14 protein-coding genes are annotated in these 14,172 nt (G+C 69.6%); 2 read left to right on the forward strand and 12 right to left on the reverse strand.

What is annotated here, in order from left to right:
* From ABZ863_RS33800 to ABZ863_RS33855, 12 genes are all read right to left on the reverse strand, one after another.
* Positions 1 to 559: response regulator transcription factor (locus ABZ863_RS33800; RefSeq protein WP_358543671.1), on the reverse strand; the 559-nt coding region annotated here is incomplete at its 3' end.
* Positions 556 to 2,025: an ATP-binding protein gene (locus ABZ863_RS33805; RefSeq protein ID WP_358543674.1), complete on the reverse strand. Its 1,470-nt coding sequence runs from the start codon at positions 2,023 to 2,025 to the stop codon at positions 556 to 558. The genes ABZ863_RS33800 and ABZ863_RS33805, both read right to left, overlap by 4 nt.
* Positions 2,003 to 2,290: a hypothetical protein gene (locus ABZ863_RS33810; protein WP_358543676.1), complete on the reverse strand. Its 288-nt coding sequence runs from the start codon at positions 2,288 to 2,290 to the stop codon at positions 2,003 to 2,005. The genes ABZ863_RS33805 and ABZ863_RS33810 overlap by 23 nt, the downstream gene beginning before the upstream one ends.
* Positions 2,291 to 2,376: 86 nt before the next feature.
* On the reverse strand, positions 2,377 to 5,544 hold the full coding sequence (gene ileS / locus ABZ863_RS33815) for an isoleucine--tRNA ligase (protein WP_358543678.1): 3,168 nt from the start codon (positions 5,542 to 5,544) through the stop codon (positions 2,377 to 2,379).
* A gap of 275 nt (positions 5,545 to 5,819) precedes the next feature.
* Positions 5,820 to 6,341: a hypothetical protein gene (locus ABZ863_RS33820; RefSeq protein ID WP_358543681.1), complete on the reverse strand. Its 522-nt coding sequence runs from the start codon at positions 6,339 to 6,341 to the stop codon at positions 5,820 to 5,822.
* Positions 6,342 to 6,431: 90 nt separating this feature from the next.
* Positions 6,432 to 7,295: a DivIVA domain-containing protein gene (locus tag ABZ863_RS33825; protein WP_358543683.1), complete on the reverse strand. Its 864-nt coding sequence runs from the start codon at positions 7,293 to 7,295 to the stop codon at positions 6,432 to 6,434.
* Positions 7,296 to 7,345: 50 nt separating this feature from the next.
* Positions 7,346 to 7,630 carry a YggT family protein gene (locus ABZ863_RS33830; RefSeq protein WP_358543686.1) on the reverse strand — a complete coding sequence of 95 codons (285 nt, stop codon included), beginning with the start codon at positions 7,628 to 7,630 and terminating at the stop codon, positions 7,346 to 7,348.
* A gap of 32 nt (positions 7,631 to 7,662) precedes the next feature.
* A complete protein-coding gene (sepF, locus tag ABZ863_RS33835; protein ID WP_358543688.1) occupies positions 7,663 to 8,280 on the reverse strand; it encodes a cell division protein SepF in 618 nt (205 codons plus the stop codon).
* 80 nt (positions 8,281 to 8,360) lie between these two features.
* Positions 8,361 to 9,104 (reverse strand): YggS family pyridoxal phosphate-dependent enzyme, encoded by a 744-nt coding sequence (locus ABZ863_RS33840; protein ID WP_358543690.1) that lies wholly within the window; start codon positions 9,102 to 9,104, stop codon positions 8,361 to 8,363.
* A gap of 4 nt (positions 9,105 to 9,108) precedes the next feature.
* Positions 9,109 to 9,813, reverse strand: a complete 705-nt coding sequence (gene pgeF, locus ABZ863_RS33845; protein ID WP_358543692.1) for a peptidoglycan editing factor PgeF — start codon at positions 9,811 to 9,813, stop codon at positions 9,109 to 9,111.
* Positions 9,814 to 9,941: 128 nt separating this feature from the next.
* Positions 9,942 to 11,252, reverse strand: a complete 1,311-nt coding sequence (ftsZ, locus tag ABZ863_RS33850; protein ID WP_358543694.1) for a cell division protein FtsZ — start codon at positions 11,250 to 11,252, stop codon at positions 9,942 to 9,944.
* A 330-nt stretch (positions 11,253 to 11,582) separates the two neighbouring features.
* On the reverse strand, positions 11,583 to 12,092 hold the full coding sequence (locus ABZ863_RS33855; RefSeq protein WP_358543697.1) for a DinB family protein: 510 nt from the start codon (positions 12,090 to 12,092) through the stop codon (positions 11,583 to 11,585).
* Between the two features lie 96 nt (positions 12,093 to 12,188).
* On the opposite strand from ABZ863_RS33855, the gene ABZ863_RS33860 reads away from it, so the two are divergent.
* Positions 12,189 to 13,463, forward strand: coding sequence for a histidine kinase (locus tag ABZ863_RS33860; protein ID WP_358543699.1), 1,275 nt, complete (start codon positions 12,189 to 12,191; stop codon positions 13,461 to 13,463).
* Entirely contained in the window at positions 13,366 to 14,049 is a 684-nt protein-coding gene (locus ABZ863_RS33865; protein ID WP_358543702.1) for a response regulator transcription factor, read from the forward strand. The genes ABZ863_RS33860 and ABZ863_RS33865 overlap by 98 nt, the downstream gene beginning before the upstream one ends.
* Positions 14,050 to 14,172 lie beyond the last annotated feature (123 nt).

The raw sequence follows: 14,172 nt of genomic DNA on the forward strand, positions 1-14,172 counted from the left end.
GGTCGAAGTCGTAACCCCACACATGGGACAGGATCTGCTCGCGGGAGAGCACCTGACCCGGATGCCGGAGGAACAGCTCCAGCAGCGCGAACTCCCTGGCGGTCAGGTCCACCATCCCGTCCGGAGTCTCGGCGCGCCGGGTGCGCAGGTCGAGCGACACCAGACCGTGCCGCAGCACCGTGACCTCCGGCGCACGGTCCACCGGCCGCAACCGCAACCGCACGCGGGCCAGCAGCTCCTCGAACCGGAACGGCTTGGTCATGTAGTCGTCCGCGCCACCCTCCAGACCGGCAACCGTGTCGTGCACCGAGCCGCGCGCGGTCAGGATGATCACCGGCGTGGTGACCCGCGCCTGCCGCATCGCCTGCAGCACCGCGAAACCGTCCCGCCGCGGCAGGCCGAGATCGAGTACCACCAGATCGAACCCGCCGGCCACCGCGTGGGCGAGCGCGGCGTCGCCGTCGGCGACGACAGTGGTAGCGAAACCGTTGGCCCGCAAGCCTTTTTCGATGAACGAGGCGATGCGCTGCTCGTCCTCGGCGATCAGGATCCGGCTCATCGCCAGCCACTCCCGGACGGTATTTCGATGCCGAATGTCGCGCCACGACCAGGTACCGACAGCACTCGGGCCTGCCCGTAATGCGCCTCGGCGATGGCCTTGACGATCGCGAGGCCGAGGCCCGCGCCCGTGCCGTCGCGCGCGCCTGCCGCACCGCGCACGAACCGGTCGAAGATCCGCGCCGCGTCGGACGATGGCACCCCGGGGCCGCTGTCGGTCACCCAGAACGACACCGAATCGGCGTGCACCGCCGACCCGAGCCGGATGACCGCGCCGTCGGTCGTGTGCTGCACGGCGTTCTGCGCCAGTTGCAGCACCGCCTGGGTCACCCGCTGCGGGTCGACGAACACCTCTCCCTCCCCCACCGCCTCCAGTTGCCACATCCGTGGCGCGATCGCCCTGGCCTTGGCGTCGACGTCGCTCGTCAGCTCGGGCACCGATGTCCACTCCGGACGGAGGAAGTCGGGCTGTTCCGCTTTCGCCAACAACAACAGGTCGTCGACGATGCGCGCCATCCGGTCCAGCTCGTCGGTGCACAGCCGCACCACCTCCGCGCGCTCGGCGGGATCGTCGCCCATGACCTCCAGGTGACCACGGATGATCGTGATCGGCGTGCGCAGCTCGTGCCCGGCGTCGTCGAGGAACTGCCTGCGGGTGGCGAAGGCACTTTCCAACCGGTCGAGCATCGCGTTGAACTGCTCGGCGAGCGCGGCGATGTCGTCGCGGCCGTGCACCGGAATGCGATGAGTGAGGTCCTGCTCGGTCAGCGCCGCGGCCGCGCGCCGCACCGTGTTCACCGGAGCGAGGATCTGACCGGCCACCACCCACGAGACACCGGCGCCGAGCACCAGCGCGACCGCGCTGATCGCGACGAGCGTGCGGATGGTGTCGTCGACATCGGCCGTGGCGACGTCCATGAAGAAGCCGCTGACGAACCACGCCTGTGGTGTGCTCCCACCCGTCGGCGGCAGCACATCGACCCGCAGCCAGCGCAGCTCACCGCCCGGTGTCTGCACGGTGCCGGTCGCCTCCGGCGCGCTGACGATGCCGCGCAGCAGCGTGTCGTCGAGGCGGACGTCGGACAGCGCCCGGTCCCGCTGGTCGACCGAACGCAGCGTGGTGCCCTCGGCGACCACGCCGAGCAGCACCTCGGCCCGCTGCGGGTACTGGCCGCTGAGGTGCCGCACGAACAGCTCGTACGGATCAGTCAGCGGCTGGTTCGTGGCCGGGTCGTGGCCCCGGCTCGCCAGCAGGCGGAACTCCGCCGCCTCCTGCTCCAGACCACTGTTGACCCGGCGGTCGATGGCCCGATGCTCGAACTCGGACACGAGCAGGATGACGGTGGCGAGGCCGGCGGCCATGACGAGCACCAGCCAGCCCATGATCTGAACCCGCGCCGGTACCCGGGTGCCACTTGCAGGCACCGGCCCTGCGGGCCGCAGCTCAACCGTCGTCGCGGTCGTCATCGTCGTACAAGTCGTCGAGGTCGTCGAGGTCGTCCAGCTCGTCGTCGTCCACCGGCGGTGGCGGCGGCAGCCGGCTCAGCGTCGGGGTCTGCGACCCGGTGGTCGGCTGCGTGTTGGGGCTGACCGCGGAACTCGACTCCCCGATCCGGACCACGGGAGTTTCCTGCGGCGGCCTCGGATCGGCCAGCAACAGCGTCGCCAGCACCGCCGCGACGGGCAGTGCCAGCACGGCGACCAGCGCGAGCATCCGCGGTGTTGGGCTCATGCGTCCATGATCGCCTGCCCCGGGCGAGAACCGGATGAGCCGACGATGAGGAAATTTTCATCATCAGCTCATCCGGCGGCACCCCACTACTGCTTCGTGACTACGACAGTGACCTTGTCGCCGTCGCCGACAGCGCCGGAGAAACCGTCGGTGACGGTGGTGTAGTCCACGCCCGTGGCGAGCGTCTCCGCCGCCAGGAACGACTCGTGCGCCCTCGCCGCGGCGACGACGTCGTCCGACGCATCGATGGCGACCGAGATCCGGTCGGACACGTCGAGGCCGGCGTCGCGCCGTGCCTGCTGCACCACCCGCACCAGGTCACGGGCCACGCCCTCGGCCGCGAGCTCCGGCGTCACCTCGGTGTCCAGCAGCACCAGGCCGGAGCCGCCCGGCAGCTCGGCCGCCGCACCCTCGTCCTTCGCGACGAGGCGCCGCTCGTACTCCCGGTCGAGCAGCTCGATCCCGGCGGCCACGACCGCGCCCTCCGGGGAGACGCTCCACTCCCCGGCCTTGACGGCCTTGATCACCTTCTGCACGTCCTTGCCGAGCCGCGGGCCGGCCGCCCGCGCGTTGACCACGACCTCGAAGCCGCCGTGCGCCGCGACGTCGGTGGTCAGCTCCAGCGACTTGACGTTCACCTCGTCGCGGATGATGTCGGCGAACGGACGCAGGGTCTCGGCGTCCGCCGCGGCCACCAGGAGCCGCGCCAGCGGCAGCCGCACCCGGAGCTTGTTCGCCTTGCGCAGCGACAGCGCCGAGGAGCACACCTGGCGCACCCGGTCCATCGCGGTGACCAGTGCCGCGTCGGCGGGCAGCTCGTCGACCAGCGGCCAGTCGGCAAGGTGCACCGAGCGGCCACCGGTCAGACCGCGCCACACGGCCTCCGTCGTGAGCGGTAGCAGCGGCGCCGTCGTGCGGCAGACAGCCTCCAGAACCGTGTGCAGCGTGTCGATCGCGTCCTGCTCACCAGCCCAGAACCGGTCGCGGGAGCGGCGCACGTACCAGTTGGTGAGCACCTCGAGGAAGTCCCGCACGGTCGCGCAGGCACCTGCGATGTCGTAGCTGTCGAGCGCGTACCCGACGTCGGTCACCAGCTCGTGCGTCTTGGCGAGGATGTAACGGTCGAGCACGTGCCGCGAATCAGTCCGCACCCGCCCTTCGACGCCCTCGGCGCCGGCGTAGAGCGCGAGGAAGTAGTACGAGTTCCACAGCGGCAGCACCGCCTGGCGCACGGCGTCCCGGATGCCCTTGTCGGTGACGATCAGGTTGCCGCCGCGCAGGATCGGGCTCGCCATGAGGTACCAGCGCATGGCGTCGGAGCCGTCGCGGTTGAACACCTCGGTGACATCCGGGTAGTTGCGCAGCGACTTGGACATCTTCTGCCCGTCGGAGCCCAGCACGATGCCGTGCGAGACACAGGTCCGGAACGCAGGCCGGTCGAACAGCGCGGTCGCCAGCACGTGCAGCGTGTAGAACCAGCCACGGGTCTGGCCGATGTACTCGACGATGAAGTCGCCGGGATAGTGGTGCTCGAACCACTCGGCGTTCTCGAAGGGGTAGTGCACCTGGGCATAGGGCATCGAGCCGGAGTCGAACCACACGTCCAGCACGTCCGGCACCCGCCGCATGGTGGCCTTGCCGGTCGGGTCGTCCGGGTTCGGCCGGGTCAGCTCGTCGACGTAGGGCCGGTGCAGGTCCTGCGGCCGCACCCCGAAGTCTCGCTCGAGCTCGTCGAGCGAACCGTAGACGTCGATACGCGGGTAGGCCGGATCGTCGGAGATCCAGACCGGGATCGGCGTACCCCAGTACCGGTTGCGCGAGATCGACCAGTCGCGCGCGTTCTCCAGCCACTTGCCGAACTGGCCGTCCTTGACGTGCTCCGGGTACCAGGTGATCTGCTGGTTCAGCTCGACCATCCGGTGCTTGAACTCGGTGACGGCCACGAACCACGACGACACGGCCCGGTAGATCAGCGGGTTACGGCAACGCCAGCAGTGCGGGTAGGAGTGGTCATAGGTCTCGTGCCGGAGCAGGATCGCACCCTGCTGCGCAGCGGAACCCGTACCGTTCTTGAGGTCCCGGATGATGTTGGCGTTGGCGTCGAAGACGTTCTGGCCCTCGTAGTCGGGCACGGTCGCGTCGAAGCGGCCCTTCGCGTCGACCGGGGTGACCGGGGTGATTCCGGCGGCGTCGGTGACGGCCTTGTCCTCCTCACCGTAGGCCGGTGCGGTGTGGACGATCCCGGTGCCGTCGTCGGTGGTCACGAAGTCGGCGGGGTACACGCGGTGCGCGTTCTCCTGGCCGACGAAGTACGGAAACGGCGGCACGTACCGGGTGCCGACCAGCCCACTTCCCTTGTACCGGGCCACGACAGAGGGTTCCTCGCCGAGTTCCCTGGCATAGGCGGCAACGCGGGCCTCGGCGAGCACGTACCGCTTCCCGTCGGCCTCGACCACCACGTAGTCGATGTCCGGGTGCACCGCGACCGCCATGTTCGACGGCACCGTCCACGGCGTCGTCGTCCAGATCAGCAGGTACGCCCCATCGAGGTCGTTGTTGTTGCCCTCGATGCGGAAACCGATCGTCACCGCCGGGTCCTGCCGGCTCTGGTAGACGTCGTCGTCCATCCGCAGCTCGTGGTTGGACAGCGGCGTCTCGTCCCGCCAGCAGTACGGCAGCACCCGGTAGCCCTCGTAGACCAGGCCCTTGTCCCAGAGCTGTTTGAACGCCCAGATCACCGATTCCATGTAGGTGAGGTCGAGCGTCTTGTAGTCGTTGTCGAAGTCGACCCAGCGCGCCTGGCGGGTGACGTACTCCTGCCACTCCTTGGTGTAGCGGAGCACGGACTCGCGGCAGGCCTGGTTGAACTCCGCGATGCCCATGTCGTCGATCTGGGACTTGTCGGTGATGCCCAGCTGCCGCTCGGCCTCGAGCTCAGCGGGCAGGCCGTGGGTGTCCCAGCCGAAACGGCGCTCCACCCTCTTGCCGCGCATCGTCTGGTAACGCGGCACGATGTCCTTGACGTACCCGGTGAGCAGGTGCCCGTAGTGCGGAAGACCGTTGGCGAAGGGCGGACCGTCGTAGAAGACGTACTCGTTGCTGCCGTCCTTGCCGGCCTCCCGTGCGTCCACGGTCGCGGCGAAGGTGCGGTCCGCCTCCCAGTAGGCCAGCACGTCCTTCTCCAGCGCCGGGAACGACGGCTGGGCGGGAACCTGGTCGGCGGGTTGCCCGCCGACGAATGCCTTGGGGTACATCCGGGTGCGCTCCTCGCGGTTTCGTCTGCGTCGTACGGGCTCGCCTGAGCCCACACGGGGACGACTCGGCGCCGTCAGGCGCACGTTCCGCGGTACCACCCCGCTTGCCCGCACCACGTGGGTACGGGCCTCTCATTCGGCGGCTGTCACGGGCCGCTCCCGTCCGGTTCTACTGGGGTCGTCACCCGTTCTTCCGGAGGCTCCCCGGTGATGGCCGGATCGGCGCCTGTGCCCACCAGGTTAACCGGTGGCCGCGAGCCGATCGCGTGCGGCCGCTACTTCCGCGACTTGCGCTTCTCCCGGTGCTCGGCCACGAGCCTGGCATCGGGACCACAGAGCGCGCACGGCGTGAAGCCGAGGTCACGGGCCTCCTTCACGGCGAGCGGGATGGTGTCCTTGCCGTCGAGCCAGTCACAGCCGCTGAGGTGGTAGCGGGGGAACTCGTCGACGACGAGGACCTCCTCCGCCAGGCCCGACACGACCAGCAGATCCGCGGCGTCGGTCTGCTCCTCCGTGGGCTCGGCGCTCGCCGGCTTGCCCGTGGCCTTGCCTTCCGTGGCCGGTTCGGGCTCCGGCTCCTGGCCGTCCTCGTCCTGCTCGTCGCCATCCGTGGTCTCGCGGGACGTGCTCCGTGCCCCCGCTGCCGAGCGCCTGCGCAACCAGTCGATGACCAGCAACAGCCCGGCGAGCGCCGAGAGGCCGATCGAGATCCAGGCCCAGAGGGAGTTCGCCGTGATGAGTGCCGTGACCACCAGTCCAAGGGCGGCGAGCACCAGGATGAGGACGAAGTAGAGCACGCTGAATTACAGCACGAATCAGACGCGAAACGGCTCCGCCCCTCCCGCAGGAGTGTCGGAGCCGTCTCTTTCCGCTACGTCGGGGGGCGGTCAGCCCGCCTCGGCACGCGGGCCGAACGAGTAACCCTGGCCGCCGCTCGCGCCGGCCGGCTGGCCGGAGTTCGACGCCGACGCCGAGGCCGGTGCCGCTGAACCGCGATCGTCGAGTTCGCGCAGCTGGGACTCGAGGAACCCGCGCAGCCGCGTGCGGTACTCCCGCTCGATCGTGCGCAGCTCCTCGATCTTCTTGTTCAGCGTGCCCTTTTCGGTGTTCAGGTTGTTCATGGTCTCGGTGTACTTGCGCTGCGCCTCGCGATCCATGGTGGTCGCCTTGTCACGCGCCTGCCGCTCGAGGGTCTCCGCCCTGGTCCGAGCGTCGTTCAGCATGGTCTCGGCACGGGTTCGCGCCTCGTTGACCATCGAGTCGGCCTTCGACCGCGCGTCGGAGAGCAGCTGCTCGGACTTCGTACGCGCCTCGGCGAGCATGCCGTCGGACTCGGTCTTCGCCTCGGCGGTCAGCCGGTCCGCCATCTCCTGTGCCAGCCCGAGCACCTTGGCTGCCTGCACGTTGGGCTCGCCACTGTCCCCCATGAACCCGTGGGCCTGTGTCTGTTCCATCGACGACGGCGGGGGCACCGGCGCGAGCCGGCGCGACGGGGTGTCGTCGCGGGGCGGAGCCTGCGGCGGGGGGCCGGTGTTGGCCTTCGCGGACTCCAGCTCGCTACGGGTCGATTCCAACTCCGCATCGAGCTGCTCCACCTGCTGACGCAGCTCGTTATTGTCCTCTATCAACCGGGCAAGCTCGGTCTCCACCAGGTCGAGGAACGCATCCACCTCGTCCTCGTTATAGCCCCGCTTGCCGATTGGAGGCTTGCTGAACGCGACGTTATGCACGTCAGCAGGGGTCAACGACATCAGATCACCTCACGCACTCCATGGCTTGCCCGACAATCCCGGGTTCCCCGTCACCCGGGATACGCCAGTTGCATCCCTATGAACACAACCAACAGCAAGACCATAATCGATAAGTCCAGCCCCACGCCGCCGATCCGCACGATCGGAATAATCCTGCGGAGTAGCCGGACCGGTGGGTCCGTCACTGTGTAGATGGTCTCGAGCGTCACCGCAACCCCCCCGGCGGGACGCCAGTCACGGGCGAACGCTCGGACAAGCTCCACCACGATCCTTGCCGTGAGCAGGAGCCAGAAGGCAAAGAGCAGCCAATAAAGGATCAACCGGACCGCATCCACGTCACCACTCTGCCACACTCGTTCACCCCGCCTCAGTGGCGGAGGAACAAACCGCCCTCGGCGATGCGCCGGCGATCCTCGGCGGTCACGTCGACATCCGGGGGTGAGAGCAAGAACACCTTGTTGGTGACCTTGTCCATCGACCCACGCAGCGCGAACCCGAGGCCGGCAGCGAAGTCGACGATCCGCTTCGCGTCCGCATTGTCCATTTTCGTCAGGTTGATGATCACAGGCGCGCCCTCCCGGTAGGCCTCGCCGATCTCCCGCGCGTCGAGATAGCTCGTCGGGTGCAGGGTGATGATCCGGCTCAGCGGGTCACGGGCTGCGCTGCTCTGACGCGCCGGCTCCGGGGCAGGCCGCAGCCGGGTCACCGGGTCGGTCTGCCGGTCGACGGCGAGCGCACCGTGCACAGCTGGCTCGGCCGCCGGAACGGATCGGCGCGTCGGCACCGGCTCCACCTCCTCGAACTCGTCCATGACGTGGTAGCGCGGGCGGCTACGGCGTGACTGCTGCTCCGCGTACTGGTCGTCGTCGTACCCGTCGTAGTTGTCGTCATCGGAGTAGCCGCGCCGGTAGTCGTCGTCGAAGTCGTAGTCGTCCTCCGCCGGGACCATCCCGAAGTAGGCCTTCAGCTTCTGCAGCGCGCTCATGCCTCTCCTTCGCCCTCGCGGTCGCCGCCCCACCCTTGACGCTGAGTCACGCGCACGAATGCCGCTGTGGGTGAACTTCTCTAAGGCGAGGCTAGACCGCGACCGCCGAGCAACGCTGTTCCGACACGCACACATGTCGACCCATACGCGACCGCTTGGTCGAGGTCGCCGCTCATACCTGCGGAGAGTTCGGTCGCGGCGGGATGGTCGGCACGCAGCCGCTGCGCTGCATGCGCGAGCCGTTCGAATGCGCGCGCCGGGTCCTCACCGCGCGGAGCAACCGCCATAACGCCACGCAAGTGGAAAATGTCACTCTTTCGGGCGACCGCGTCGGCGAGTGCCGGGAGCTCTTCGAGCGGGCAGCCACCGCGCCCGGGAGCGTCGTCGAGGCTCGCCTGCAGCAGCACGGCCAGGGGGCTGTTCCGCTCCCCCGCGTCGAGCGCGGCCGGCACCGCCCCGGCGAGCGCGTCGACCAGCCGCGGTGAGTCCACCGACTGGACCTCCGCCGCCCAGCGCACCACCGACCGGACCTTGTTCCGTTGCAGCCTGCCGACCATGTGCCAGCGGACGGGGCTGCCCGGCCGGAGCTCGGCGACCTCACGAGCCTTCGCGGCCGCCTCCTGGTCGCGGTTCTCGGCGAGGTCGGTCATGCCGAGATCGACAAGGAGCGCGGCGTCGGTCGCGGGGAACGTCTTGGTGACCGCGAGCAAGCGCACCTCGCCGGGCTGGCGACCCGCTGCCGCGCAGGCGCGCCGGATCCGGGCACGGACCGCATCGAGCGCCACCGCGAGCTCGGCCCGGCGCTGCGCTGCGGGCGCGGTCACCATCTCACTCCTCGATCCAGGTGAGGGCGGCGATCCGGCCGGTCGGCTGTTGCCTGCGGTGGCTGAAGAGGGTGTCGTCCTCGACGGTGCACCGCGGATCGACCCCGATCTTGCCCACACCGGCGTCCGCGAGCTGCCGCCACAGCCCGGCACGCAGGTCGAGCGCGGCGGTCCCGGCGCGGCTGCGGCATTTGCTGCCGGGCAGGTGCGCCTCGACGTCGTCGGCCATCTCGGCAGGCACCTCGTAGCACTGGCCACACACCGACGGGCCGAGCAGCGCCTCGATCCGGCCCGGCTCGGCGCCGAGTGAACGCATGGCAGCGAGTGCGGCCGGGACCACACCCACCCTGGCACCGACGCGACCGGCGTGCACGGCCGCGACCACCCCGGCCTCCGGGTCACCCAGCAGCAGAGGAACGCAGTCGGCGACGAGCGCGACCACCGCCACGCCGGGCCGCGCCGTCACCAGCGCGTCGGTCGCCTCGGCGGGGCGGTCCTCGGTGCCGTCGACGATCGTCGCCGTGCGGCCGTGTACCTGCTCCATCCAGGCGAGCTGCTCCTCCCGCAGGCCGAGCTCGGTGGCGAGCCGATGGCGGTTGGCGGTGACGGCCGCCGGGGCATCGCCGACATGCCCGCCGAGATTGAAGGAGTCGAACGGCGGCTTCGAGACGCCGCCTGCCCTCGTCGTGACCACCCGCCGGATGCGCAAGGACAGCACCTTTCCACTTCAGTCGACAACCAACCGCGAGCCTATCGGCGCCCGAGCAGCAGTGAAGGCCACCCGCACCGCGCTTGTGCACGGGCCTGGTGGCCTTCACGGCTGCTGGACGCGGGGGCCTACCTCCGCATGAACGGCGGGACGTCCACGTCGTCGTCGGTGGGGTCGTCGGTCACCGGGAACGCACGACCGGGCAGGCTGCCCTGACCACGGGACGAGATGGGCGGCGGCGGGTAGCCCCGGTTGCTGACGCCGGCCTGCGGCGGCAGGGAGCCGGGCTGGGTGCCGTGGCCGTTGCCGCCCATCGGCGACTGCGGCCGGGACACCGGCGGCGTCGGGCCGCTGTCACCACCGACGGGCGAGGCACCCGGCCGCGACTGACCCACGGCGCTGTTGCTGCCCACCTGGCCTGCCTCGGCCGTCGCGGTGGAACCACCGCGGGAGGAGCCGAGGGTGCCCGGCTCGAGCTTCTTGTGGGTCGGCGCGCCTGCGTCGAAGCCGGCCGCGATCACGGTCACCCGCACCTCGTCGCCGAGCGAGTCGTCGATGATCGTGCCGAAGATGATGTTCGCCTCGGGGTGCGCTGACTCCTGGACGAGCGACGCCGCCTCGTTGATCTCGAACAGGCCCAGGTCCGAGCCACCCGCGATCGACAGCAGCGCCCCGTGCGCGCCGTCCATCGACGCCTCCAGCAGCGGGGAGTTGATCGCCTTCTCCGCGGCCTGCACGGCCCGCCCCTCGCCACGCGCCGAGCCGATACCCATGAGGGCGCTGCCCGCACCCGACATCACGCTCTTGACGTCGGCGAAGTCCAGGTTGATCAGACCAGGCGTGGTGATCAGGTCGGTGATGCCCTGCACACCGGAGAGCAGCACCTCATCGGCCGAACGGAACGCGTCCATCAGCGAGACGCCGATGTCGCCGAGCTGCAGCAGCCGGTCGTTCGGGATCACGATCAGGGTGTCGCACTCGTTGCGCAGCGCCTGGATGCCCTCCTCGGCCTGCCGCGCGCGCCGCTTGCCCTCGAACGAGAAGGGCCGCGTGACCACGCCGATGGTGAGCGCCCCCAGCTTGCGCGCGATCTGCGCGACGACCGGCGCGCCACCGGTACCGGTGCCGCCGCCCTCGCCCGCGGTCACGAACACCATGTCGGCGCCCTTGATGACTTCTTCGATCTCGTCGCGGTGGTCCTCGGCGGCCTTCTGCCCGACCTCCGGCGAGGCGCCGGCACCGAGGCCGCGCGTCAGCTCGCGGCCGATGTCGAGCTTGACATCGGCATCGGACATCAGCAGTGCCTGCGCGTCGGTGTTCACCGCGATGAACTCGACACCCTTGAGGCCGACCTCGATCATCCGGTTCACGGCGTTCACGCCGCCGCCGCCGATACCGACGACCTTGATCACCGCGAGGTAATTGTGCGGGGGCGTCATCGGGTTCGCCTTCCTGATCGTGGTGCTGTTCGGTGCCTGGCGCTGGATATCGACGGCCCGGGAGTCCTTGTGTCACCCCAGAAAACCCTCAACCTAAACCTAAGGCTTAGAGTTATGTCAACTACCAACGCTGACGTAGGACGGTAGGCATCACGCAGGCGCCAATCCAGTAGCCACGCCGTGTGTCGCGGAGGTCATTCCCCACACCGTGTTCCCGCGACCCGGATTTCCTCGGGATATGCCCATTCGCGGGACGGCGCGGTACCCCGATCGAGGGTTGTGGCGCGGGCGCCCCGACTACGTCCTATGTGGTCCTATGTGGAAATGAACTCACTCGCCGACCAGGCCGTCGGTGAGCTCACGGAGCAGGTCGAGGTGTCCGGCGTGCCGCCCGGTCTCCTCGATCATGTGCACCAGTACGAACCGGGCGTTGATCGTGCCCTCACCGCGGAACGGCACCTCGTGGTCGAGCGCCAGCCCGGCGGCGATCCTCCTGCTGGTGTCGCACTGCCGTTCGTAGGCCGCGATCAGCCGCTCCATCGGCATCTCGAGCGCACCACGGAACTCGGCGTTGCGGTCCTCGCTCAGCGCCTCGCGCCACGGATCCGGCCTGCCGTCGAGCACCACGCAGAACCAGTACTGCTCCATGTAGATCAGGTGACCGAGCAACCCCGCGATCGTCGTGAGCCTGCTCGGCACGAGCTGCCTGCGTGCCTGCTCCTCGGTCACCCCGGTGCTCTTCCACACCACCGTGGCGCGGAGAAAGTCCAGAAAACCGGTCAGCTGCTCACGTTCGCCACCGGCCAGTGGCGGCTCCGGGCGGTTCGGAGGTGCGGTCACGGCAGTAGTCTCACAGCAGCTACCGCCGCCGTGGTAGGCGGGGCGTACCGCGGCTGATGGACGCTGCCCTCAGCACCCGTGCCGTACCGTGAGGCCATGGGCCTCGCCAACCGCTGCCGGCAGCTCGCGCGGACCCATCCCCTCGCCTCGGACATCCTCGTCGCGTTCGGCTGCTTCGCCACCGCGGCATACACCCCGGAGCTGTTCAGCCAGAGCGCGTACGAGAAGCCGACCGCCATGGGCGTGTTGTTCGGCGCGCTGGCCTGCGCACTGCTGGTGCTGCGGCGCCACTGGCCATTGTCGGTGCTCGCGGGGACGTCCGGTCTCGCGCTGGTCTGCATCACCGTCGACGGTGCGGACACCCCGTTCATCCTGGCTGCGGCCTGCGCCGCGTACACCCTGACATCGACCCTCTCCGGCAACGGCGTGCGAACCGCGCTGCCCTGCGCGCTCGTGGCCGTGGCGGCCGGGACAGCGGCCCTGCTCACGCCCGAGGGCACCTGGACCGAGACGTTCAACATCGGCATCGGCATCGGGTTCGCCGCCGAGCTGGGGCATGTGGTGCGCAACAAGCGGGAGCAGGTCGCCGAGATGGCCGAGCGCGCCCGCCGCGCCGAGCACACCCGCGAGGAGGAGGCACGCAGGCGGGTCGCCGAGGAGCGCCTGCGCATCGCCCGCGAGCTGCACGACGTCGTCGGCCACCACATCGCACTGATCAACGTCCAGTCCACCGTCGCCATGCACGTGCTGGAGGACCAGCCCGACCAGGCGAGGCAGGCGCTCACCCACGTGCGCCAGGCCAGCCGCACCGTGCTCGACGAGATCTCGCTGCTACTGGGAGTGCTGCGGGACTCGGGCGAGGCGGCCCCGACCGAACCGGTGCCCTCGCTCGCCAGGCTGGACAACCTGCTCGCCTCGTTCCGCTCGGCAGGAATGCCGGTGGAACTACTCGGCGGCGAGCCGCGCACGACCCTGCCCACCGCGGTGGATCTGGCCGCGTACCGGGTGATCCAGGAGTCGCTGACCAATGTCTACAAGCACGCGGGCCGAGCCGCCGCCACCGTCGAGCTCACCACCTCACCGGGTGAGCTGCGGGTCGCGGTGCGCAACCTGAGCGGCTCGGGCGCTCTGCCCACGACCGGCGGCAGCGGGCGGGGCATCGCGGGTATGCGGGAGCGGGCCTGCTCGGTGGGCGGCCGGCTGGCGGCGGGCCCGCTGCCGGGTGGCGGTTTCCTGGTGAGCGCCGTACTTCCCCATCCGGAAGGAGAGCAGGGTGACGATTCGCGTGCTGCTGGCGGACGACCAGGCGCTGATCCGCGCCGGGTTCCGTGTGCTGATCGAGTCCGCGCCGGATCTGTCGGTGGTGGGTGAGGCGGCAGACGGCCGGGAGGCGGTTGCGCTCGCCCGCGAGACCGGCGCCGACGTCGTGCTCATGGACATCCGGATGCCCGAGGTCGACGGGCTCGCCGCGACCCGCGAGATCCTGGCCGACCCGCAGCTGGCAGGCGTGCGGGTACTGGTACTCACCACGTTCGAGGTCGACGAATACGTGTTCTCCGCCTTGCGCGCCGGCGCGAGCGGCTTTCTCGGCAAGAGTGTCGACGCCGAACAGCTGATCGAGGCGATCCGGGTGGTCGCACGCGGCGACGCGCTGCTGTCCCCCAAGGCCGTGAAAGGCCTCATCGCGCGGTTCCTCACCCAGCCCGACGAGTCGGCCCGACTGCCCGAACCCGCGCAGCTGAGCGCGCTCACCAGCCGCGAGCGGGAGGTCCTCGCCCTCGTCGCACAGGGTCTGTCCAATGACGAGATCGCCGAACGTCTCTACGTTTCGCCACTGACCGCCAAGACACACGTCAACAGGGCGATGGCCAAATTGGACGCTCGTGACCGGGCACAGCTGGTGGTGATCGCCTACCAGACCGGCCTGGCACGCGTGGACATAACCCCTGCGCAGTAACGGTTCTCAGAAATACCGCCGTCGCAGTAGTGGAAAGTGTCGGCGCGCGGCCGACGCCCCGACGGCGCGGACACGACATCGTCGGCAGCATGGCTACCTACCTCTACCGGCTCGGGCGGTTCG

Source organism: Saccharomonospora sp. NPDC046836 (assembly GCF_040645195.1).
In the GTDB taxonomy this organism is placed as follows: Bacteria; Actinomycetota; Actinomycetes; order Mycobacteriales; family Pseudonocardiaceae; genus Prauserella_A.

Bases quoted from the DNA above. Each gene is read 5' to 3' on its own strand.
- ABZ863_RS33805 (WP_358543674.1), bottom strand. From the start codon at position 2,025: ATGACGACCGCGACGACGGTTGAGCTGCGGCCCGCAGGGCCGGTGCCT.
- ABZ863_RS33810 (WP_358543676.1), bottom strand. From the start codon at position 2,290: ATGAGCCCAACACCGCGGATGCTCGCGCTGGTCGCCGTGCTGGCACTG.
- ileS (WP_358543678.1), bottom strand. From the start codon at position 5,544: ATGTACCCCAAGGCATTCGTCGGCGGGCAACCCGCCGACCAGGTTCCC.
- ABZ863_RS33825 (WP_358543683.1), bottom strand. From the start codon at position 7,295: ATGTCGTTGACCCCTGCTGACGTGCATAACGTCGCGTTCAGCAAGCCT.
- sepF (WP_358543688.1), bottom strand. From the start codon at position 8,280: ATGAGCGCGCTGCAGAAGCTGAAGGCCTACTTCGGGATGGTCCCGGCG.
- ftsZ (WP_358543694.1), bottom strand. From the start codon at position 11,252: ATGACGCCCCCGCACAATTACCTCGCGGTGATCAAGGTCGTCGGTATC.
- ABZ863_RS33860 (WP_358543699.1), top strand. From the start codon at position 12,189: ATGGGCCTCGCCAACCGCTGCCGGCAGCTCGCGCGGACCCATCCCCTC.